Origin of the sequence: Helicobacter mustelae, assembly GCF_900476215.1 — a bacterium.
In the GTDB taxonomy this organism is placed as follows: Bacteria; Campylobacterota; Campylobacteria; order Campylobacterales; family Helicobacteraceae; genus Helicobacter_H; species Helicobacter_H mustelae.
The window spans coordinates 129,754-152,717 of sequence record NZ_LS483446.1; the positions used below are offsets into that span (position 1 = coordinate 129,754).

At 44.4% G+C, this 22,964-nt stretch carries 20 protein-coding genes and 5 tRNA genes; 21 read left to right on the forward strand and 4 right to left on the reverse strand.

Translation table 11 applies throughout. The features are described 5' to 3' along the window. Nucleotides 1-500: 500 nt before the first annotated feature. From DQN48_RS00570 to DQN48_RS00605, 7 genes are all read left to right on the forward strand, one after another. Nucleotides 501-713: a hotdog family protein gene (locus DQN48_RS00570; protein ID WP_013023761.1), complete on the forward strand. Its 213-nt coding sequence runs from the start codon at nt 501-503 to the stop codon at nt 711-713. Between the two features lie 100 nt (nt 714-813). After that, complete coding sequence (locus DQN48_RS00575; RefSeq protein WP_081441264.1) at nt 814-1,854, forward strand: MFS transporter; 1,041 nt, start codon at nt 814-816, stop codon at nt 1,852-1,854. Then, a complete protein-coding gene (locus DQN48_RS00580; RefSeq protein ID WP_145980422.1) occupies nt 1,815-2,192 on the forward strand; it encodes an MFS transporter in 378 nt (125 codons plus the stop codon). Before DQN48_RS00575 ends, DQN48_RS00580 begins: the two co-directional genes overlap by 40 nt. 727 nt (nt 2,193-2,919) lie before the next feature. Next, nucleotides 2,920-3,219 (forward strand): hypothetical protein, encoded by a 300-nt coding sequence (locus DQN48_RS00590; protein WP_041913024.1) that lies wholly within the window; start codon nt 2,920-2,922, stop codon nt 3,217-3,219. 162 nt (nt 3,220-3,381) lie between these two features. After that, nucleotides 3,382-3,546 carry a hypothetical protein gene (locus DQN48_RS07615; RefSeq protein ID WP_158303458.1) on the forward strand — a complete coding sequence of 55 codons (165 nt, stop codon included), beginning with the start codon at nt 3,382-3,384 and terminating at the stop codon, nt 3,544-3,546. Further along, nucleotides 3,543-4,241, forward strand: coding sequence for an ATP-binding cassette domain-containing protein (locus DQN48_RS00600; protein WP_013022461.1), 699 nt, complete (start codon nt 3,543-3,545; stop codon nt 4,239-4,241). Before DQN48_RS07615 ends, DQN48_RS00600 begins: the two co-directional genes overlap by 4 nt. Then, nucleotides 4,241-4,996, forward strand: a complete 756-nt coding sequence (locus DQN48_RS00605; RefSeq protein ID WP_013022462.1) for an ABC transporter permease — start codon at nt 4,241-4,243, stop codon at nt 4,994-4,996. Before DQN48_RS00600 ends, DQN48_RS00605 begins: the two co-directional genes overlap by 1 nt. Nucleotides 4,997-5,152: 156 nt before the next feature. Here the strand turns inward: DQN48_RS00605 and DQN48_RS00610 are convergent, their stop codons facing one another. Beyond that, a complete protein-coding gene (locus tag DQN48_RS00610) occupies nt 5,153-6,061 on the reverse strand; it encodes a hypothetical protein (RefSeq protein ID WP_148213324.1) in 909 nt (302 codons plus the stop codon). A gap of 365 nt (nt 6,062-6,426) precedes the next feature. Here DQN48_RS00610 and DQN48_RS00615 point away from each other — a divergent pair, with 365 nt between their 5' ends. Next, nucleotides 6,427-6,651 (forward strand): YdcH family protein, encoded by a 225-nt coding sequence (locus tag DQN48_RS00615; protein WP_013022464.1) that lies wholly within the window; start codon nt 6,427-6,429, stop codon nt 6,649-6,651. Here DQN48_RS00615 and DQN48_RS00620 read toward each other — a convergent pair. Continuing rightward, complete coding sequence (locus DQN48_RS00620) at nt 6,648-7,202, reverse strand: Fe-S-containing hydro-lyase (RefSeq protein ID WP_013022465.1); 555 nt, start codon at nt 7,200-7,202, stop codon at nt 6,648-6,650. The genes DQN48_RS00615 and DQN48_RS00620 overlap by 4 nt on opposite strands. 9 nt (nt 7,203-7,211) lie before the next feature. Next, nucleotides 7,212-8,057 carry a fumarate hydratase gene (locus DQN48_RS00625; protein WP_013022466.1) on the reverse strand — a complete coding sequence of 282 codons (846 nt, stop codon included), beginning with the start codon at nt 8,055-8,057 and terminating at the stop codon, nt 7,212-7,214. A gap of 288 nt (nt 8,058-8,345) precedes the next feature. Here DQN48_RS00625 and tatB point away from each other — a divergent pair, with 288 nt between their 5' ends. The 13 genes from tatB to DQN48_RS07620 all read left to right on the forward strand — a co-directional run bounded on the left by tatB (nt 8,346) and on the right by DQN48_RS07620 (nt 14,028). Next, nucleotides 8,346-9,182: a Sec-independent protein translocase protein TatB gene (tatB, locus tag DQN48_RS00630; protein ID WP_049762166.1), complete on the forward strand. Its 837-nt coding sequence runs from the start codon at nt 8,346-8,348 to the stop codon at nt 9,180-9,182. After that, on the forward strand, nt 9,182-10,024 hold the full coding sequence (gene tatC, locus DQN48_RS00635; RefSeq protein WP_013022468.1) for a twin-arginine translocase subunit TatC: 843 nt from the start codon (nt 9,182-9,184) through the stop codon (nt 10,022-10,024). Before tatB ends, tatC begins: the two co-directional genes overlap by 1 nt. After that, entirely contained in the window at nt 10,021-11,049 is a 1,029-nt protein-coding gene (gene queA, locus DQN48_RS00640) for a tRNA preQ1(34) S-adenosylmethionine ribosyltransferase-isomerase QueA (RefSeq protein WP_013022469.1), read from the forward strand. The genes tatC and queA overlap by 4 nt, the downstream gene beginning before the upstream one ends. Beyond that, entirely contained in the window at nt 11,046-11,585 is a 540-nt protein-coding gene (rsmG, locus tag DQN48_RS00645; RefSeq protein WP_013022470.1) for a 16S rRNA (guanine(527)-N(7))-methyltransferase RsmG, read from the forward strand. Before queA ends, rsmG begins: the two co-directional genes overlap by 4 nt. Further along, entirely contained in the window at nt 11,582-11,785 is a 204-nt protein-coding gene (locus DQN48_RS00650) for a PP0621 family protein (RefSeq protein WP_013022471.1), read from the forward strand. Before rsmG ends, DQN48_RS00650 begins: the two co-directional genes overlap by 4 nt. Further along, entirely contained in the window at nt 11,785-12,162 is a 378-nt protein-coding gene (locus DQN48_RS00655; protein ID WP_013022472.1) for a hypothetical protein, read from the forward strand. The genes DQN48_RS00650 and DQN48_RS00655 overlap by 1 nt, the downstream gene beginning before the upstream one ends. Before the next feature lie 7 nt (nt 12,163-12,169). Further along, on the forward strand, nt 12,170-12,787 hold the full coding sequence (gene recO, locus DQN48_RS00660; protein WP_013022473.1) for a recombination protein RecO: 618 nt from the start codon (nt 12,170-12,172) through the stop codon (nt 12,785-12,787). A 1-nt stretch (nt 12,788) separates the two neighbouring features. Beyond that, the gene (locus DQN48_RS00665) at nt 12,789-13,508 is read left to right on the forward strand and encodes a CinA family protein (RefSeq protein WP_013022474.1); all 720 of its coding nucleotides are present in this window, start codon (nt 12,789-12,791) and stop codon (nt 13,506-13,508) included. A 61-nt stretch (nt 13,509-13,569) separates the two neighbouring features. Then, nucleotides 13,570-13,645, forward strand: a tRNA-Lys gene (locus tag DQN48_RS00670). 16 nt (nt 13,646-13,661) lie between these two features. After that, nucleotides 13,662-13,736 (forward strand) — tRNA-Glu (locus tag DQN48_RS00675). Between the two features lie 36 nt (nt 13,737-13,772). After that, nucleotides 13,773-13,848, forward strand: a tRNA-Val gene (locus DQN48_RS00680). A 6-nt stretch (nt 13,849-13,854) separates the two neighbouring features. After that, nucleotides 13,855-13,931 (forward strand) — tRNA-Asp (locus DQN48_RS00685). A 21-nt stretch (nt 13,932-13,952) separates the two neighbouring features. Next, nucleotides 13,953-14,028 (forward strand) — tRNA-Glu (locus DQN48_RS07620). A 394-nt stretch (nt 14,029-14,422) separates the two neighbouring features. Here the strand turns inward: DQN48_RS07620 and DQN48_RS00690 are convergent. Next, on the reverse strand, nt 14,423-22,834 hold the full coding sequence (locus tag DQN48_RS00690; protein WP_013022475.1) for an autotransporter outer membrane beta-barrel domain-containing protein: 8,412 nt from the start codon (nt 22,832-22,834) through the stop codon (nt 14,423-14,425). Nucleotides 22,835-22,964: the final 130 nt, after the last annotated feature.

The following is a 22,964-nucleotide window of genomic DNA, read 5'->3' on the forward strand; positions in this document are numbered from 1 at the left end:
CCCCCAATCTTGTATATCCGAAGTATGAAGACGTTTAGAATGTGTTTTTAATTCTCAGATTCTCTGGTTGTGAGGATTGGCACTGCTGTTTATAATGTTCAAAAATCTTCTTTATTATCCAAAAGACAGGCCTACCATGGGTTTTGACTTTTGCTTTGTTTATTGTTTTTTTTGTTAGAATTGCTCTTATTACAAATTTTTAAAAAATATTAAATATGGAGTATTTACATCGAAGTCAAAGTAGAAAAGAGGGTTTGTGTAGCTTTTGTCAAAAGTAGGTGAGTTGAAAAAGATAGATAAAGGTGCAGTATCTTCTTGGTAAAGAGAAGCCTTCATGCAGCGACATCAAACGATGTCTTTTTAAGAAAAGCCTTTAAGTTTAGCCAGTGGCTATTGGGTTTTGTTTCTGAACTGGGATTTTTTTCGAAGAGAAATGAGGGCAATCAAACCATCAAGCGGTATTTTGGTGTAGAACTCTATAATTTTAAGAGGAGTGGTATGTGTTTGATAAAAATTTAGAAAAAAAGAATTGGCAGCCCAATTTGGATTATATTGTTTCCAAATATTTGGTGCATAAATCATTTGTGGGTGAAGTATTTTTAAGTGATGCTTATAAAGATAGCGAGGATGTGTTTTTGCTTTCAGCTGTTTTTCCTCGGGCACATTGTTATTACAATGATTCTTCTCAAAAGATTCTTTTTTTCCCAAATTAGTTCTTGATACGAGTAGGGATATGCAATGGGATCATGGAGTAATTTTACACCGACCTAAAAGTATTCCTGTCACAAACCCTGACAAAAAGGAGAAATAACCATGTCATCTCATAAGTCTTTCATGCTTTTTGCTATCTTGCTTGCTGTTTTTGTTGTGCCAAGTTCGATTTCAGGCACTACTATTGCCCTGCCATTTATCGCCCAAGAGCTGGGAAATCAAGCCAGTACCCTGCAGTGGGTTGTGAATGCGTTTAATTTGTTCTTTGCAAGTTTTACGCTGATTTGGGGAGCGATGGCAGATAGATTTGGTGCAAAAAAATGTCTTTTGCTGGGTGTGTCTATCTATGTGCTAGGTTCCTTGCTCTCCATCATTGCGCGAGATTTGTTGTTGCTAGATATAGCACGCGCGTGTGCGGGGATTGGTGGGGCGAGTGTCTTTGCCAGTGGGGCAAGCTTGCTTATTAGGAACTTTGAAGACAAAGAGAGGGCTAAAGCCTTTGCTTTCTTTGGGACGACAGCGGGGCTTGGTATCACCTTTGGCCCCACGATTTCTGGGCTTCTTATTGATGCTTTTGCTACGACCTTTGTGGGGGATATGCGGATTTCCTATCGTGCTATTTTTGCCTTTCATTTTCTTATTTTAACCCTTGTATTATTTCTAAGTCCTGTTTTGCCAAAAGATAATGCGAAGGAATTGGCAAAAACCCCCTTTGATATACCTGGTGCATTTCTTTTTGTAGCATTACTCTTTTCTTTTATGGCACTCATCTCTTCTCTAGCTTATTTTGATAGACAAACACTTATTTTATTGATTGTATTTGTTGTTTGTGGAGCTTTATTTCTGGGGCAGCAAAAATCTCTCCGTGCAAGAGGCTTATCTCCACTCCTTGATCTAGAAGTGCTTAAGAATAAAAGATTCTTTGGTTTTAGCCTTGTGACTGTGATTGCTGGCTTTAGCTTTGTGGTGCTTTTGACTTATTTTCCCAGCTTTTTGCAAGCTATCTGGGGTTTGAGTGCTTCTATCTCCGGGCTGTTCATGCTTGCCCTTACCACACCCATGCTTTTTTGCCCCTTTCTTGTTGCAAAAATGCTAAATTCTGGATGGGATGCAAAAAGGCTCGCTCTTATGATGTCGTTTTGATGAGTGTGGGACTGATTGCCTTGGCTTTAGTTTTGTATTTCTTGCCAATACAATGGCAAATTCTGCCTGTAATTTTGCTTTTGTTTATCATTGGCGTGGGGATGGGCTTGCATGCTGGAGGGATTGATAATCTAGCCTTAAGTAGTGTAGATGCTAGCAAAGCAGGGCTTGGAGCAGGGGTGCTTAATTCCTTGAGGCTAGGGAGCGAAGGCTATTGGAGTGGCAATGTATGGTGCATTCATGTTTGTTTTTATCACTCTAAGTATAGCTTCAGCAGGAATAAGCATGGAAAATATTCCCATCATTGCCAGTGCAAATCTTGCCATGCTGGAAGATAGGGAAATGGGACTTTTTGTCTATTTACATTCCTTTTGTGCTGTTATTGGGGTTTTGGGTGGGATTTGTTGTTTCTTTTGTGTGGCTATAGGGAGATTGCTAAAGGAGCGAAGCTAGAGAGGAGTACTCTCAAGTGAGTCAAAGAACTCTCTTTGAGGGACTCTGCAAACTAACACCGTAAGTTCGCGATAAGGTGTGCCCAAAGATTCTAGCAATAGGGTCTGTAGGTCTCAAAGAGTCCCTCCCGACTGTTTACCAAAAACACAGCACTTTGCCAACTTTTAAGAGGAAGTATAAGGTGTGATGCCTACCCGCGGCAAGACGGAAAGACTCCGTGGATCTTGATTACAGCTTGGCACTGCCGATGGGAGCATTATGTGAAAAATTTTCTCAATCCGCTTTGATTCTAATTATAAATTGTAACCATGATATGCATTGTTGTACCAATTGCTCACATAGAGATGGATTTTTGATATACAATGATTTAGGAATAGAATTTCTAGGTCATTTTTACAAAGGTTTATTAAAGGAGATTTCACAATGAAGAAAAAGCAAACAGATTTAAAAAACTCTATCAGAAAACCCGTTTCTAGCAGCCCATCAATTTTCTATTATAGTAGCAATGATAAGGACTATCGCATTAAAGATACCGTATTGGTTATTAGTGCGGGAAGATGTTTGAGCACAAGTAGTAGCTGCTGTTGCTGCTGTGGCGGCGGAGGGGGATAAATGTTTTCTAAAGAAACCCTTCGGGTTCTTCCTACGTTAAAATGTAATATTGTTGACTCTGATAAGATCCAGTTGCGGTTTCCAAACTCTCAGTGCCTAACGATAAAATACAATGCAAAAGCAATATTTAGAACCTTAAGTTATCAAGGTGCTCAAAACAAAGATGCTTGGATTGAGCATATGAAACAAAGTGGCGTATATAACTCTGATCGTTTGTTTGAATTATTCACTAATACGGGAGTGCTCTGCATCGATGAAAATGACATTCATGAAATCATTGCATTGGACGGGTTTTTATGATGATAAAGTTAATTCGCTCATCAAGGCTGACTCTAAAACAGAATCTTTATGCTATATGATTTGGCATGGAGGATCTTATGATAAGAAAAATTAACCTGCAAGCTGTATTGGATGTATTGCAACTCATTAAGAATGATTGTGTAGATCAAATATCTTCCAAATATGCAACGAATTAAAAACAAAGAAGAAGTAGAAGAGCAAACAAGAAAAATTCTTTTGGAAATTGGGCATAATACACAGGATGAACAAATTGGGAATGATGCGCTTTTGATGATGGAAATATTAGAAAAATACACACCAAAATACACGAGAAAAGTAGCGCAATGATTTATAATATAAGTATTACAACTACAAAAACTAAAAATGCTTTAAACATACAGGATTTTTCATTTAGGAGCAATACTAGCACGGCGATTATTGGCACCAACGGAGCAGGAAAATCAACGCTGATTCATGCAATTCTAGGCATCAAAGCTGGCTTTGACATCAAAGCACAAAATAACAACACCCCCTATCAAAATAATATTATTCCCAAGCGTGAACAATTAGGGGTTGTCTCTAGTTTATTTAACTATCCCCCTGGACTAAGTGCCAAGAACCTCTTGACGTTCTATCAATTTTTTTACAAAAACTGTGCTTTAGATTTGTTTGATAGCAATCTTTTGGATAAAACTTATGAACACCTAAGTGATGGACAAAAACAACGACTAAAAATTGACTTAGCTACCAGTCACCGTCCACAATTGGCCATCATGGATGAGCCAGAGACAAGTCTAGAGCAAAACGCCCTAGCAAGACTTAAGAAGCTTATTCTGCTACGTAACACCAAGCAACTTACTACCATTATTGCCACTCATGATGCAACGGTTTTGGAGAGTTGTGAGTGGGTTTTATTCCTCAAAAATGGCGGCATTGTTACATACGAGCCTTTGGATTCTCTATTGAAATCTCTGGCTCTAACTTTTGAATTTGTAAAAAAACCAACCACCAAAGACCTATTGGCATTGTTAAAGGATTTCTAATGGGTGCAATTCTAGGCATTCTAAAACTTGAAATGAAATCTTATCTCACCAATACAAGTGCATTATTTTGGACATTTATCTACCCTGTTTTAATGTTCTTATTATTGGTCTTTGTTTTTCCAAAAAACGACACAGAGCTTTTTTATTTTCATAGCATCATAGGTCTCATGGGGTTACTGATTATTTCTAGCGCGATCTTTGGCATCACGCAGGCCATAGCAAGTGCGAGATCCCATCATGTTTTTTTGTTTTATCTGCTAACACCAGCAAGCATCAAGCAATTGGCCCTAGCACTGATGATTGCTAGACTCATCATTGTAGTTGCATATGCTTTTGTCTTTATTTTCCTCTCTTTTTATGCGCTTGGAATCATCCATCTGCTCAATTTTAAAACATGGATTTTTGGATTTATTGCCGTATTTTCCAGTGCATTTTTTTGTTTTTGTTTGGCTATTCTTGTAGCCAGGATCTTTCAAAATGAACAGGGGATCTTGGGATTTGCCAATATTATCAATCTCTATGCTGTGATGTCTTGTAATGTGTTTGTTTCTCTAGATTATTTGCCTAGTTTTGGTCAAATCTTTATCAAGACATCAGTTTTTTATCATCTCAATGAGCTTTTGCTCAAGGCTTTTCAGGGGATTGAGCCAATCACTGTGCTAGGGGTCTCGGGACTCTTTATTATTTTTGGAGTTGCTTTATTTTTCCTGAGTGCAAATCGCATGTTGTTCCTACCAAGAGATCGTATGCGCTAATCCTCACCACCCCCTCCCACTGCTATTTGCGCCTTCAACACAAGGAAAATTCAAAAGAAGAGTGGCCAAACATGAGATGTAAGTGATGGGCGGAGGCGTAGAGGTTGAACCTCTGCAAAAAACGCAAAAAACACACCCCCCAGTGCTTCAAAAATTCTAAAATACCCAGCCGTAGTTAAAGAAGACATTGAAATGACTAGGGCCTTCTTTGATGGATATCTCTCTGTTTCCCAATGTTCTCACTTTGATATCATAGGAGATCATGGGCACAGAAACCCCAAGACTATATTTAGAGTGCCCCTTTCTGTAACTGAATCCTGTGGCCAGGTTGAGATTGCTCCCACTAGCAAAGCGGCCCAGCATGCTATAGCGATTCCACAGCCCCCTGATTCCCACAAACATCCCAATGGAGCTCACAAACTCCCGGTAAACATGCTCAGAATCCTTGTCTTTGAATACGATAAATTTGTTGTGAAAATCTATGAGGAGATTGGTGCCTATCCCCACACTTACCTGCTCCACCGCACCGACGGTTTTGTGTGCACCTGCATAGCTGTACTTCAAAATCCCATAATAAGACAGCCCAAAGATATCATTCAAATAGTGCTGGTAGCCCGCCATGATATTCACGCCCCCATTCATGCGAGAGTTGCTATTTGGGATCTTGAGGGGTGCTTTGTTTGCGCGGTTAAAGTAGTTTTGCGTGATCTTTTCATGCATGATTTGATTTTGCAGTTCTTGATTTGGAGCACCTAGGTTTGGCGCGCCTGGGGTGGGGGGCGCTCCTCCACCTCCGCTTAACCCGCTCGACCCTCCATTGGCAGAGATTCCAATCCCTCCTTTGAGAAAAATTCCAAAATCTGATGTCTTCGCGCTGCCAGAGACGCTGTTTCCAAATGCGCGATCTAGGAGATTTTGTGGGTTTGAAATGGAAGGAGGTGCTAAGGTAGCTTTGTTTTGCTGTGCCAAGACTGTGGTTTTTGGGATCATGCGCGCTTCTGTCTTGACCATACCCATGATGAATCCCCCCTCCACAAAAACCCCATCTTTGGGGTTGTCAGCCATCAAAAAAGCACAAAAAATAAAAGGGAGCAAATATCTTTGCATGAAACCTTCCTTAAGCGAGAGGGCAAAACTAGATATCTCATTGTAGTGCAAAACTCGCACCAAGCGGCAAGGAAGTAGGAAATTTAGGGTAATTTTTGAAAAAATAAAAAAAGTAAACAAGAAGGCAAATGGGAAAGACATCAACAAGGAAAATGCCAGGTTTTTAAGAGTTAGTTTAGCTTTATGTTGGTTGTTTCAAGCACACGCAATGCCTTACTGTTTGTTTTGGATTTTGCTTATGCTTTTCTGTCAGCCTTTGGAAAAGTCATTTTAAAATGGTTTAACTGTGTTAGAATATCAGCATCAAAATCAAGGAGCTTAGAATGTTTCATGAATATCGCAATGAGATCACCAAACTAAAAGGAAGTAATGCCCACTTTGAGAAAATTTTCAATGAACACAATGAACTCGATCAAAAGATCAAAAATGCAGAAGATGGCATCGAGGTGATGGGCAATCTAGAGATCGAAAGCCTCAAAAAGCAAAAACTCCGCCTAAAAGACGAAGTCTATGCCATGATTATGGAATACAAAAAGGCCAATGGCTAAATCCTCTGATAGGGCTTTTGTCCTATCTCATAGAAATTATTCCCTAGACAGTCAATTGCCACAATCGCTGGAAAATCCTCCACTGTGAGCTTTGCCACTGCCTCAGGTCCTAGCTCTGGGTACGCGAGCACTTCATATTTTTTGATTCTTTGCGAGATTAATGCTGCTGCACCTCCCACCGCCACCATGTAGACCACTTGGTTTGCTATGATAGCATCAATCACCTCTTGAGAGCGATATCCCTTGCCAATCATCCCGCTGATACCCTGATCAATCATAGCCGGAGTATATTTGTCCATTCTCCCACTGGTTGTAGGCCCAGCAGATCCAATGGGTTCGCCAGGCTTTGCTGGGCTTGGCCCTAGGTAATAAATGACTTGGTTTTTGAGGTCTATGGGCAATTTCTCCCCACGATCTAGGGCCTCAGTCAACACCTTGTGCGCTGCATCGCGCGCTGCTAGGATGCTCCCAGAAATAAGCACATTATCGCCTGCCTTAAGTGTCTTAATCACCTCTTTGTCAAAGGGTGCTTGGATTTTTATTGTCGCCATGTCTTCTCCTTAGATGGTTTTGTGTGCATGCCTTGCAGCATGGCAGTTTACATTTACTGCTACAGGAAGTCCTGCGATATGTGTGGGATACCATTCAATATTCACGCCAAAGGCTGTGGTATTGCCACCTAGCCCCTGGGGTCCCACGCCAGTTTTGTTGGCAAGCTCTAGTAATTCTTCTTCAAGCTCTGCATATTGGGGATTGGGATTTTTAGAATCTATAGAACGCAATGCAGCTTTTTTTGCAAGAATTGCTGCTTTTTCCATTGTGCCGCCAATTCCCACTCCTAGCACCATGGGAGGGCAGGCATTGGGCCCTGCGAGCTTTACAGCCTCTAAGAACACCTTTTTTACTCCGTCTAGTCCATCTGCGGGTACTAGCATCTTCAAGACGCTTTTGTTTTCGCTGCCAAAGCCTTTGGCTGCCACCATAATATGAATCTGATCTCCTGGGATGATTTGTGTGTGGATCACAGCTGGAGTGTTGTTTGTAGTATTTTTGCGTTCAAAAACTGGATCATTTACGACGGATTTGCGCAAGTAGCCTTGCATATAGCCCTGCGCCACTCCCTCTTGGATGGCATCTTCGAAATTCCCCCCCACGATGTGGACATCCTGACCCACTTCCACAAACACCACACACATCCCTGTATCCTGACAAATGGGTTTCATCTTTTCTTGCGCGATTTTTCCATTTTCTATAAGGGTGCTTAGGATGCTTTTGCCAAGCTCTGAGCTTTCTTTTTCATAAGCTTGGTGAAAAGCTTTTTTGATATCAGGGGTTTGAATGCAGCAGGCCTCTATGCAGAGGTCTTTGATGGTTTGAGTGATATGTTCACAGCTAATCTCTCGCATGTTTGTTCCTTTTGGTGAAATTTGACATGCTAAGTATATCCATTTGAAACAACACAAGGTTTATCCCTTTTTCTTGTTCTTTTTCAAAAAATCCCTATCTTTTCACAAAGCCCCTTTTCAAAACCAATTTTGCACCCCACCACCTTGATCTAACGCTTTTGTCTGTGTTTTTTAGCACTGTCTAAATCCTCTGGCTAAATGGTTAGCCAAATATGCTAGCGCTCCCACATCCTCCCTCTGATATTTTCAAAAATATTATAGAATTAGGGTATTTTTATGGGGTGCAAGATGTTTGGTTTGAATCTATTTGAAATCTTGGTGATTTTGATTGTGGCGGTGATTTTTTTGGGCCCAGAAAAGCTACCCAAATTCATTGCAGATACGGTGAAGTTTTTCAAAACCATCAAGCGCAGCATTGATGATGCAAAAGAAGCCATTGACAAAGAACTCCAGATTAGCGAACTCAAGCAAGAAGCATTGGAATACAAAGCCCATTTTGAGAAAGAAGCAGCGGAGCTTACCAAAGACATCCAGCTCCAAGATATACATGAGATTTTCAAAGATTATCAAGAGGAGATACGTGAGGGTGTGCAAGAGATTACAGATCTCAAAACCCAGATCCTATCTGTAGACTCCTCTTCAAAGCCTATCAAAAAACTCCCTGCTGATTCTGTTAAAAAGCGCGGAATAAAAAAGGCTGCCAACACTGAAGCTACCGCTGAAATGACTGCCCAGCAGCCTGCAAAAAAGCGCGGAAGAAAACCCCGTACTGAAATCACAGCTCAAGAAGTCGCCACCACGCCCACTATCATTGATTCCACCAAAAGCCGCGGAAGAAAACCCCGTGCCAAAAAAGCCGCGGAAGTCACAGCTGAAATTGCGCCCGCCAATCCCACCGCTGTGGAAATCATCGCTGTTGAAACAGCTCAAGAAATCGCCCAAGAATCCACTGCCACCAAGCTCCAAGAATCCACTACTGAAGTTGCCACAAAAGATCCGCCCACTTCTATTGCTACTTCTATTGTTGAGGATCCATCCACCACACAAATCATAACCCAGAAATTGCCAAAAGATCCTGCCACAAAAGAGCGCCAAAACTTAAAAAATCATAAAAAAGAGGCATAATGTTTGAAGATCTAAAACCCCATATACAGGATTTGCGCAAGCGTCTCATGATCGCAGTGGGGACCCTCATTGTCGTTTTTATTGCATGTTTTAATTTTTGGCGCGAGATTTTTGAATATATCAAAAAACCCATCGAAGGGGCCTTTGATGGGCAGGTCCAGGGTATGCTAATCCAAACTGCGCCAGCAGAGGGCATCATCGTGGCACTCAAGGTGAGTTTTTTTGTTGCTTTGGGGCTTTCTATCCCTGTGATTTTTTGGCAGATTTGGGCATTTGTCGCCCCAGGATTGTACAAACATGAAAAAAAGATCGTTTTACCCTTTGTGTTTTTTGGCAGTTTGATGTTTTTTTGTGGTGTGGCATTTGCGTATTTCTTGGCCTTTCCCTATGCGATCAAATACATTTTGATGTTTGGAAATGATGAATTTACCGCCAATATCACTGCAGCAAACTATATTACTTTTTTTACTCGCTTTGTCCTAGGATTTGGCATTGCTTTTGAGTTGCCTGTTTTGGCATTTTTCTTGGCAAAAATCGATCTCATCACCGATCAAACACTAAAAAGAAATTTTAAATACGCCATTGTTGGGATTTTTATTATTGCAGCCATTATCACCCCTCCAGATGTCCTCTCTCAGGTGCTCATGGCCCTCCCCTTGATTTTCCTCTATGGGCTCTCCATCCTTATCGTAGCCTGGGTAAACCCCGCGCCAAAAGATCCCCAAAAAGAGGCCACAGAGAGTGAAAAAGAATCCCAGGAGGCAGGGGAACAAGAGCCCATCAAACTTCCACAGAGCAAAAAACTCCCACCCAAGAAGCTCCCTTCAAAGAAGAAGTCATGAGGGAATTTTCTCTGCAAAGCTATGATTATGCGCTGCCCCAAGAATTGATTGCAAAATACCCCTTAGAGCGCAAGGAAGATGCGCGTTTACTGGTCTATGATCGCAAAAGCGGTGGAATCACTCATACACATTTTGATGCCCTTTTTGATTTCATCCCGCGGGATTTTACCTTGGTTTTCAATGATACCAAGGTCATCAAGGCTCGGATTTTTGGAGAGAAGGGTAGTGGGGGGAAAATCGAGCTGCTCTATCACAAAAGCCTACCTGATGGTGCCTTGGTGCAGATTAGAGGCAGAGTGAAGGTAGGGGAGCACATCCATTTCCCCCATGGTTATAGCGCCAAGGTCTGTGCATTGCTCGATCATGGCATGCGAATCGTGGAATTTTTGTACCACGGCCGCCCCATCAGAGATCTTGCCCCCCTCTTTGAATCCATCGGTCACATCCCCCTGCCTCCCTATCTCAAGCGCGCGGATGAAAGTGCAGATGAGCAAGAGTATCAAAGCGTCTTTGCCACCCATCATGGTGCCATCGCTGCCCCTACTGCTTCTTTGCATTTTTCCCCTAGGATGAGAGATTTTGCCCTGCAGCATTATCCCCATGCCTTTGTCACGCTGCATGTGGGTGCTGGGACTTTTTTGGGTGTGGAGAGTGAGGATATCAGGGGGCATGAGATTCATAGCGAAGAGCTTTGGGTCAGCGCGGCCAATCTCTCTTTGATTGAAGGGGCTAAAAAGATCCTGTGCATTGGCACCACGGCTCTGCGATCGGTGGAATTTCTCTCCCAAAGAGATCTTTTGAGGCAAGAGGGGGATTATGTGGGGGATTGTGATATTTTTTTGCATTGCGGCAATCCTCCCAAAAAAGCAAGCGCGCTGCTTACCAATTTTCACCTGCCAAAATCTAGCCTCATCATGCTTGTGGCTTCCATGGTGGGGCTTGATACCTGCAAGAACCTCTATGCAGAGGCCATTGCGAAAAAATATCGATTTTATTCCTATGGTGATGGGATGCTAATTTTATGAGAGATTTGCATCAAGAGGCCTTTTTGACATACATAAACCTCCTGCTAGAATGGAATCAGATCCACAATCTCAGTGGCAATCTCACCCCAAGGCTTGCAGAGGAATATCTGCTAGATAGTATCTATCCTCTAGAATTCATCCAGAGCTTTTCGCGCTGTATTGATGTGGGCAGTGGTGCGGGATTCCCTGCTGTTCCTCTTGCCATCTGCTGCCCACGGAGCGAGTTTCTCCTCATAGAGCCACGCAATAAGCGCGCTGCATTTTTGCAGTATGTGAGCTCAGAGCTTGGTCTCTCCAACATCCAGGTCAAAAAAATGCGCATAGAAGAAGTGGGGGGAAGATGTGTAGATCTCATTACTTCACGCGCGGTGATGGATGCGCCAAGCCTCATTGCAAGCTGTTCGCATTTATTGCAAGTTGGTGGCCATTATCTTTTTTACAAAGGGGAAAATCTCTCCCAGGAGCTTGGCAGGAGTGTGGAGGGATATCCGCGCAGAGGGCAGAGGATTTATTTTTATGAAAGGAAGGAATCGTGAAATTTTTTGTATTGCTTTTGCTAATTCTTGGGGGGATTTGGTTTTTTTTTCGTGAAAAAAAACCCATCGTCTCATCCAAAAAAAATGAAGAGGAAATGCTAGAGTGTGCAGCATGTGGTGTATTTGCTAGCAACAAAGAAATGCTCTTAAAAAATGGCAAGCATTACTGCTCAAAAGCTTGTGAGCAAAAGGGAGCATAATGCTAATTTTTGGATATTATGCCATTGCTTGTGAGGAATTTCACAAAATCCAAAGCCTAGAAGAGGTGGATGGCACGCAGGGTCTTGTGTGGTTTGATGCTCAAAGTGATGCCATGTATGAGCTCTCCCATCACTGCTTGGCAAATCATGTCCCCTATGCTGTGAGGATTGAAAATATCAAAGGGCTTTTGATTTATGCGGCCCTAAATGCAAAATATGTGATTGTGCAAAAATCTCCAGAAAAATATCAAAAAATCGCAGAGGAGTATCTTTTGGACACAAAAATTCTTTGTATTATTGAAGAAATTGAAGAAATTGAAGAAATTGCAAAAATGGGTGTGGATGGAGTCATCTTAGCCCAGCATCTGCTAAAGTGAGGGTTTTTTGCAGGGCTATATCCTAAACATCACTCCGCAAAAAAATGAAGACATCATTCTCTCTATTCTCACGCCCGCAAAAATCAAGAAGCTGTATCGATTTTATGGGGCTAGGCATAGCATCATCCAGCTGGGCAAAAAGATTGATTTTGAAAGGGAAATGAGTGGCAATTTTTTGCCAAGATTGCGAAATGTCACGGGGTTGAATTTTTTTTGGGAGCGCGAGAGGGAGCGCGTAAGCATTTGGCAGCATACTCTCCAGTTATTGCATCGACATTTCCATGATGTGGTGGATGTGGATGGCTTTTATTATCAAAATCTCGAATATGCCGCTGCTAAGATGGAATTGCAAAACCCTATGCGCGTGGTTGTCGAGATGTATGCGATGCTTTTAGATTTTGAGGGCAGGATGCCAAAGATGGGACATTGTTTTTTGTGCGAGAAGGAGCTTTTGGGGCATATCGCGCTAGCTAGAGCCTTCCTTCCTGCCCATCCTTCCTGCCTGCAAAGCGCTCAGAGTTTTGAGAAAGAGGCAATTGAGCAATTTCTAGCACAAAAATCTACCTTGAGTCTAGAGGATAGGGAAGTTCAAGGACTCTGGAATGTGCTTACTTTGGGGATGTAGATTGCAAAAATCCCCCTACTACATTTGGAAGTTTTTGAAGGGTCAAAATAGGGATTTTCCCTCTGGCTTGGAGGGGCAGGGGAGATTTGGGCCAATCTCAGCAGTGCGCAAATTTATCCCCGCAATCCAAATGCCTCGCATCACGCAAATCCGCACAATCCAAAAGAATCAAAACCTTCTTGCAATCCATAAGAGCCATGCTGTGCAAAAAAATTCCAGCATCGCGCAAATCCACCTCCATACCCAAGTACTCGCCCATCAGATTTTAGTGCATTTGCTAGGGCGAAGCTGCACGCTGGGGATTGCAGAGAGTTTTACAGGAGGGTTAATTACGCAGTACTTCAGCCAGATCCCTGGGGCATCCAGTGCTCTAGCAGGCGGAGTGGTGAGTTATGCAGAGCAGGCAAAGATGCGGATTTTGGGTGTGAGAGCAGAGACCTTGGCGCGCTATGGTGCGGTGAGTGAGGAATGCATACAAGAGATGCTAAGAGGCGCTCTGCTTTGTTTTGACAGCGATTTTGCGCTTGCATCCAGTGGATTTGCTGGGCCTAGCGGGGAGAAGGTGGGTGAGATCTTTTTGGGCATTCTCCATAGAAGCGGTGCAAAAAAGATCTTGCAAGTTCGAATTTTTGGCACTAGGGTGCAGATTCAGCAAAAGGGCTGTTCCATGATTTTGCAAGAATTTCTTTCTTTTCTGCAAAATTTCACTCCATGTCCTTGACTTTGAAAAAAAAACTCTATATAATTTGCCTTTTTAGATGGAAGCTATGAAACTGCCATAAGACCCGTTAGCTCAGCCGGTAGAGCAATTCCCTTTTAAGGAATGGGCCGTTGGTTCGAATCCAACACGGGTCACCATTTTAGGTGTAGAAGTGGCCCCTTCATCTAGCGGTTAGGATACCACCCTTTCACGGTGGCTACAGGGGTTCAAGTCCCCTAGGGGTCACCACTTTTACTTCTCTTTCATTATTCTTACTTTATTTTTGGTCGCTTAGCTCAGTTGGTAGAGCGCTACCCTTACAAGGTAGATGTCATAAGTTCGAGTCTTATAGCGACCACCACTTCTTGGAGCGGTAGTTCAGCTGGTTAGAATACCTGCCTGTCACGCAGGGGGTCGCGGGTTCGAGCCCCGTCCGCTCCGCCATCTCAATAAGAAAATATACAAGACCCCTTCATCTAGTGGCCAAGGATCCTACCCTTTCTCGGTAGTCACGGAAGTTCAAATCTTTCAGGGGTCGCCATTTTGGTTTTTTAAAAAGCTGGATTTTATTTTTCCCTGTGGTTTCCTAGAATCTATTCTAAGCCCTCTCAAAAGACTTTCATTGAATGTAAATCTTCTTTTTTTCATCCTGTGTGCTGGTTTTTAAGTTTTGTAGGTGGTGTGGTTTTTATTGGGATTTGAATCGTGTAAAAATTTTCATCAAAAACGTTGGCTTTTCAAAAGGAAAAATACCAAGCAGGAATAAAAGATATAAGAAAACAATAAAGAGACAAAAAAATAGTAGGGGTGATTTTGCAAAAACTGCAAGGTTAGAGGTCTATGAATACCAAATACCCTGTCTATGGGGTGAGTTCTCAAAAATCAGATCGCGTGAGAAAAACCCACGCGATGAAGGTAGGGGGATATTAGCAGAGTTATTGCTCTGCTGGTGTTTGTGCATCCTTAGTAGGCGTATTCTCTATAGGTGATCCTTCTGCTCCTTTTTCTCCCTCCTTAGTCTTTGGAGCATCTTGTGATGGAGTCTCTGGAGCATGTGTGCTCTGTATGTTTTCATCGAGTGGATGGGTCTCTTTTTCCTGCTCTTGCTCCCTCTCTCCAGCGTCTTTGGCTTCATCCTTCTTAACGTGGTTGGTTTGTGTGGTAATTATCGGCTTGTAGTCCTTATTCTCACCAAAGCTATAGCGATATCCCACATTGAATTGATAATTGGTGATGAAGGAGCCACCAAAGCTTCTCTCTAGGTCAATATAGACTCGGTGATGGTCTTTGATGAGGAAGTTAGTCCCCAGATTGAGCAAGAAGCCATTGCCTGAGACAAAGGGAGTGAGTGTAGTGGCAGAATATGCAGATACTAGGTTGACCTGTCCACCACTGATATAGGTACCTCTATAGAATGTACCTAGATAAATCTCAGATTTAAAGCCCTTGCCCTCTGTGAATTTATCAAACTTATAGCCAAAGCTAGCACCTGCACGAGTTCGCACTGTAATAATGGCTTCCTGCTTGCCAAAGAGAGTGTTATTATTGAGCGCTTGGGTGAATTGATTGCTATTGAAATAACCCAGTGCCACCTCTCCTTGTGGTGTGATATACCATTCATTATTCTCTCCTAGCAAGAAGCGATAACCAATCTCCTCTGAGAAGGTGAAGGCAGCATTATTGGTGTTGTATTTGTTATTCTGTCCTTGCATCTGCAGGGATGTAGAAATGATGCTTAGCTTTATCACACTATCACTATAAAATCCATTGAGCCATTTGGTATCTTTGCTTGCACCATCTTGTACATAGGAGTTATACAGTGCAATTTCCAGTGCATTGCTATTGCCATCCTTGAGTCCAAAGACTTGATTTTCAAACACAAAGTTCTTAGTGCTAGTGATTGCATTGGCATAGCTAATGGCAAATCCTAGATAGTTATTGGCTCCTTCACTTCCAAAGGCATAGTCATAACCCCCCTGCAGCGTGGTGTAGAGAGATTTACTATCTACTGCAAATCTTGTAACCTGCTCACCATTAAAGAGCCTAATCCATAGACCATTGGCATTGGGATTATTTCTAAGCTCTCCTAGGCGTTTATTGAGGCTATTGATATTGGCTAGATAGAGCTGATATCCACTAGCAAGTGCTGCTAGAGTAGCATCCCTTGCTCCTGCCATGAGGCTAATGGTTCTATCTGCTAGATTGGTGTAATAATAAGCATTGCCATTTACATCTTTGCGACCCAAAGTAAAGATGCCTTGATCAAAGCCTTGGATACTTGTGATTTTTGTAGTATCTCCTTGCTTATTCAAGCCATTGAAGATCACAGAATTTGCTGCGCCATTTTTGACTTCTGCAAGGACTGCATATTGGGGGCTCTTACTTGAGCTATTGGCATTAATAAATCCAATGCTAAGTGTCTCATTGAGCACATTTGCAGGGGTTTGAGTAGCTGAAGGCGCAGGGGTAGCTAGAGCGCCACTGACAGAGAAGGAGCCTGGCTGGGTAACAGAAATTCTCTGAAATCCATTCCCACTATCTGCCGCCTTGGTAGAATCACTAGCTCCACCATTGGGAGTGCTTGCAGTGCTATTTTGATTGGCACCTTCTATGATGATCCTATCACTTCCTCCAGCAACTACAACTGTGCTAGTACTGCCTTGAGTCTTGCCAGTGCCTGCTGCTGTGGTGGTTTTGCCAATATCCTCTATGCTAGCAAAGGCATTGTTTTTGCCAGTTCCTAAATCTTTGGTGGTGCCCATTACTTTGAAATCAACGTGATTTGCAGTGATGTTTTTGATGGTGAGTGTGCGGAAGGTGGTATTTATGCTTCGCTCTTGTTTATTTCCTGCTAGAGAGACCACAGCTCCATAAGTGTCCTTATCTGAGCTTAGGGTGTTGATGGTCCCACCCTGACCATGGATCTCAATCACAGATCTATTTACCAATGCCACATTGAGATTTGCATTATTTGCTGCCCCAAAGGCTTGTTGTGCTGTGATATTGAGCGTGGTGTTTGCTGCTAGGGAGATGTTAGTATTTTGTGCTGCATAGATTCCATAGTTATTGCTATCTAGGATTGTATTTCCTAGCTTAAATTGTGCATTAGCCACATTACCATAGAGGCTAGCCTGTGTATTATTGCTTCCAGTAGAGCCACTGCTATCTTTTCCATTCCCAGCAGTTGTGCTAAAGCTCACAGCACTAGTATTATTGCTGCCTACGATACTGACATTCTTGCCTACAATGAGGGTTCCCACACTTCCATCTACAATCACTGGGCCAGCACTACCGGCTTTAGTAGAAGTGGCATGAATGATGAGTTGTCTGACATCTGTACTTCCTGTCTTTGCTCCTGTGGTGCTTGCAGGACCTGCAGAGAGTTTGAGGGCACCGCCATTGATTTTGATACCTGTGGCGGTGTTGCCTGTAAGATCCATGATGAGATTTGCATCAAGGTTTATGGTGCCACCATTTCCCTTGGTCTCGATCCCCACGACATTGATAGGGCTATTTGTAGTGCTTGCTAACACTGTTGCAAGCGCTATAGTTTTGGTAGGATCTGGTTGGGTCTGATCGCTGGATTTTACTTCAGGAGTGGAAGAGCCTTGAGTTTGGTCTGTGCTTCCAGCGGTGGGCTGGGATTGGGATTGGGGTTGGCTTTCTGAGGTTTTACCTGCAGCGTCGGCTACCTTGGTGGTGTCTTTGCCTGTGTCATCGGCTTGTGGGGCTGGCTTGGAGGGTGTTGGAGTAGAGGTGCTTCCACTACTTCCAGTAGTGCCCTGATTGCTAGGTTGAGTTTGAGGTGCAGGAGCGGGTGTAGATGTAGCTGGGTTGGCATTTACACTGACCTTGGTGGCGCCTACAATATTTAGCACCGTATCCTCAACGCCACCGCTGATGCTTATACCTGTGAAAGTCCCTGTACCATTGGGGCTGTCAGAGCTGTCGGTATTTCTGACTTCTAAATTCCCGCTAATATTAGCGCTCTGTGCAGCACCAAAGGCTGTGAGCGTGGAGTTTCCAGTGCCATTGGCCAGGACATTAGTAGAGTTATTACCCTCGCCAAATACATAGCTTGTGCCAGAAAGATTGTTGTAAATCACAGTCGTGCCAATGCGTCCACTACCTCTAGGCATGCTCGGGGCAGATCCTGCGATGATGCGCACGCCTTCTTTGATATTGAGAGTTGCACCTGTGGTGGTTGCTGGTAACACAGCGTCTTTGGAAGTAGTGCTAGTGCTATTGATGCCAGGGACAGTGGTGCCTACAGCGATTATCGCTCCATTTTGCCCCACATTGCTAAAGATAATATCCCCCTTGCCTTCTAGATTGAAGCTATGCTCTTTGACTAGGATGCCATAGGCATTGTAGGGAGAAGCAGCGGAGGTTGCAGATGGAGTGCTGGCAGTATTACCGCCTGCGATGTCAAAAGTTAGTGTGGCTGGTGTGGTTTTGCCATTTGTGTCAGTACTAGCGCCAAGTGTGAGCGTGAGAGGGCTAGTCTGTGTGCTTGGGCTAGTTGAATTGCCACTACTTACTGCGTTGACCCCAGGAGTGCTAGGAGTTGCTTTGCTATTTGCTATGATTCCAGCTACTAGGCCGCTTTTGCTATGCACAGAAAAGCTAGCATTTCCCTGCATATTGGTGCTAGCCCCAAGCACGATAGCAGCCAGATTGTCAGTCTCAGCGACGAAGCTGGCCACCGTGCTTTTGCCAAAGTCATAGATGTCGCCACCTAGATTGTCTGTGATGATGGCTTTGGGTGGGTTATTTGCTGCCTGCGTGGAGTTTATAGCTGGGACATTGATGGAGCTATTTTGTAGAGTCAGCGTGCCAGATGTGTTTTTAATCACATAGAGTAAGCCATTTTTGCCTGCAGTAGCATCTTGTGCTGCATTCTTTGGAGGTGTTGCATCACTCCCCACTCCCGCATCAATCCCCGGATCCTTTTCTGCCGTGTTTGCTGCGAGTACGATCTCAGTGCTCCTAGCTTGTTTCGCCCCTTGTGTGCTATCTCCTCCACTTTCTCCGCTAGCACCGCTTGCTTGTGTGTCATGGCTAGAGCCTTGAGCGACACTATTGACTTGGCTTTGTGGGGCTGGGCTGTCTTCAGATCTAGCGGGGGAAGGTGGGCTACTGGGTGAGGTGTCAGCGCTATTTGTCGCTTGGTCTCCCTTTGTTTGCGCTGAAGGAGTGCTGGAGGAGTTAGATTTATCGCTAGTCTGACTGTTTGAGGTACCAGAGTCATTAGCTTGTGGTGGGGTCACTTGGGGTTTGGGGGCGTCTTGCACTTGACTGCCTTCTTTTCCAGCGGCTATATTGACATTGATGATGGCATTTTTGATGGTACTATTGCCAGAGTTTGCGATGGCGATGGCATCGCCTCCATTACCATTGGTCCCGCTAGTGGCTTTGGCGCCATTGCCACCTATGGCAATCACATCGACTTGGCTGCCATCGATGCTACCGCCTTCGAGCGCGATGCCTGTAGCATTGCCACCATTGCCTGTGCCACTTCCGCCATTGCCACCTTGTGCGTGAAATTTAAAAGTACCACCACCAAGTGTAGCGCCAGCATTGATGGCTATGCCTACTGCAGCAGCACCGTTTCCGTTGCCTGCAGCAGCGCTGGTAGCAGTGGAGTTATCTTGCCCTGCCATTTTCGCCCCCTGCACCATAGCTCCGGGTGCCGTTACAGTGATTGCGCCATTTTCTTGTGCGGGAGCTTTACCACCAGCATAGCCACCGGCATAGACGGAGAGCGAGTCTGCTTGCTTTCCACTCTCTGTAGTAGGGCTTGCAGAGGTGAGCGTACCACCGCTGAGCTGTATCCCTGTGACAGTTTTGTCATCCACAGTGCCAGTGGGTGTGCCGCCTACGGTGAGGACGCCTTTTGCGTAGACCTTGCCCTGTTTGACATCCATCCCAATTGTGGAGACATTTTGTGCTTCGCTAGAGATGAATGTGCCGCTGTCAAAATTGGATGTGGTTGCTTTGCCAAAGTTGAAGTTGCTCACTGTGTTGGCGTTGGTATTGACTATGATGCCAGTGTAGGGTGATGTGCTATCTGTGCCTTGGTTTTGCTCTGTGGGGGTGGTGCCAACGACAATCTGAGCACCATTTTCAATCACGACTCCATAATTTCCATCACTCTGAGTTGCCGGAGCTTTTGGAGGATTGGGAGGACTAGCGGGTTGGGTGGTTTGGTTGTCGATGACATAGGTCATGCCAGCAGTGCCTGCTTTGGCATTTGCCTCATTAGCCCCACCCGCTCCTGCTGTGAGTTGTGAGAAGATGATCTTGCCCTGGCCGCTCAACACTACGGGTTTGTTGTTCGTACCCACTAGGATGCCTGTGGCATTGCCTCCATTACCGCCACTTCCTCCATTGCCACCTTGGATGTTTTGGAAAGTCACAGTGCTATTGTTTTCAAAGATGAGTGCAGTGCTGCCATATTGACTGCCAACGATGCCCACGGCTTGCCCGCCGTTTTTGGAATTTGTTTGGCTGTTCCCATTGCCTGCGGTAATGTTTGCAAAGGTGATATTTGCCACCTTGCTAGCATCATTATTGTCTTTGGTTGAATTCTCGCTTATACCAAAGACCAACACAGAAGCGGGATCGCTGTTTTTTGCATCAGGTGCTGCAGGAGCTGGGTCACTGGCAAGGACGACAGCAGCCGGTGCCTTTGGCGCGCTCGGTGCTGGTGGCGCTGCTGGTGGTGTTGGCTTGAATTCTTTTTGTGATCCCATGATGCCATAGGCATCGCCAGTCTTGTCATTGGTCACAGAAAAGCTAGCATTTCCCTGGAATACGACTGCGTCGCTGAGCGTATTGATTACCACGGCTGCGACATTGGTCGGCTCTGTTTGTTGTGCACCATCTTTGCTAGATGCTAGGGATTGCGTGGTGGGTTGGCTTAGAGTCAGTGAGGCAATTGTTTTATTCTCACCGGTTCCGAAGTTATAGATATCTCCCCCACCTCCATCTGCGATGATCGCACGCACGCTAGGGGTAGAATCACGACCCACAGTGAGCGTGGAGTTCTTTAGCGTGAGTGTGCCAGATTGGTTTTGGAGTGCCCATGCGATACCATCATTACTGTTATGTTCCTGCACTACGGGCTGTTCTGTGGTGGCTACTGGATTGATGACTTGGATGCCCGCATTCCCCTCAGAGAGTTTAATCTCTATGTTGCTATTTTCGATCTTGCTATTCCCTTCATTAAGGAGGGCTATGGCATCGCCACCATTATTGCTGCCAGTGTTTTGTTTGGCACCATTGCCCCCCGCTACCGCTAGCTTGAACACACCTCCTCCAAGTGTTCCGCCTTTGAGCGCAATGCCTATGGCATTACTCGCGCCAAGATGCAGACCATTAGCACTGCCACCAGGAGCATTGATGCTTACCGCGGTACCTCCGATGACGGCGAGATTGAGACCGCTGCCTGTTGCAGTGAGGGTGGTATTATTGCCTACGGTGATACCTATGGCGTTCTCGCGATTGTTATCATTTTGGCTTGCTTTGACATGGCCGCCAAAGACTGCAAAATTACCTGTAACATTTGCATTCCCTGATTGGAGCTCCATACCCTCGATGGAACTATTTTGGTGGAGCTTGGTGACCATGGTGGCACCGCCCTCGCCAAAATTGAAATTGGCAGTCTTGCCAGTGTCATTGACCAAAATCGCTGCATAGGGAGTAGTTGTGTCACTGCCGCTTCCCCCACTAGAGCCTGTGCTGCTAGGATCTGTGCCGACAATGATCTGCGCTCCTCCCTCTAGGATGATGCTGCCAGGAACTGGTCCTGTAGGCATATTACTTCCAGGAGGATTACTTTGTGTTCTCGTGCTTTGGTTGTCGATGACGTAGGTATTGCCCGCAGTTGCATTTTCACCAGAGCCCTTTTGCCCCCCGGTAAGCTGTGAGAAAATCACTTTTCCAGGGCCATTTAAAACAACACCTCTGTCGTTTTGGTTTATCATGATGCCTATAGCATTGCCACCATTGCCCTTGCCTCCATTACCGCCAGTGAGAGTGAAGGTAAGGGAGTTGTTTTGACTAGAGTCAGGTTTAGCAACATCAGGGGTGATGACGCTGCCACCATTGCCAAACTTGACTATGATATCACTAGCACTGCTTCCAGCAATCCCAATCGCGTTCCCGCCGTTTCCATTTTGTGCTCCTGTGGTAGTGCTAGCTGTGGTTGCAGCAGTTACAGTGGCACTTCCTTCTGTCGCTGTGCCACTTCCGCCATTGCCGCCTACGAGATGGAAGCTAGCCTGCGCATTATTCAATGTCAAAGTCACTGCTTGCTTGGGATTGCTGGTAGTTGGTGACGGGGCGCTCTTAGCGGTTACAAGAGGCTGTGTGCCACCACTGCCAGAGCTGGCTGCATCAGGGTTGCCAATCCCAATAGCATCTCCCCCATCACTACTAGCAGTACCATTCCCTCCTTGAATGTTTGCAAATTTTAGCACTCCAGAAAAAGTCGCATTATTTGCCATCCATACTCCGATGGCAGATCCTCCCTCTTTTCCTTGGATGTTTGTAAAAGTAGTAGTACCAAAGTTGTAAATCAGGCCAGTTGCGCCATTGCTGCTGCCACTTCCTCCACTGCTAGCTGCTGGACCATTGTAGATCCCATAACTCGCACCACTAGCTAGAGTCCCTCCGCTAGCCCCAGCGGAAGAGTCTGCACTGCGTGCTTGGGGTTGTGTGGCAGTTGTGCTCTGCCCATCAACAGCTATAGAAACCTTATCAAAGGTCAGACTCCCTCCAGTAAAATTGATGATTTTATCCCCTGCTTTGAATCCTTTAAATAATATGCTGCCATCACTAGTGCTTGGGGTGGTGGCTGTGCCACCTCCTCCACTGCTAGTAGTATTATTTTTACCCGTAATGATAAGTCCAACATCGGATTGCGCATCACTAGCCAGGCCAATTCCTGTATTTGTCCCTGTAGTAACACTACTTGTCACTGTTACTGTAGAGGTATTTTGTTTTAAATGCGCTGTAATAGGATTTGTTGTAGCGCTTGTAGGTTTGAATTCAATGGCTGTTTGATTGGGAGTAGTGATATTAATCGTTTCAGGAATTTCTTTCTTATCAGAGTCAATGGTAATGGGGGCATTGCTTGTGGTAGTGCTTGCTTGAGCCAAAGCAGTTTGTAGAGTAAATGCCAACGTAGAGGCGATGAAGCAAGAGGAGCCAAAGGCCCTTAAGGGCCTTTTGAAATAGCCTATACTAGGAGCATTGGCTATATCTGTGCAATCATTTTTATTTGTGCTGCTATTTGCCCAGGTTTTCTCCGCCCAAGAAGGTTGATGGAATTTTTTATTCATAATGAGAAGTCTCCTCAGAATTAAATTTTTTGGCATTTTCCCATAACTTTTAGCAAAAATCAAGATTTTGGCGAAAGTTGTTATGGATGGAGTTATACAAAAAGATTAAAAGAAATTGATAATTATTAAT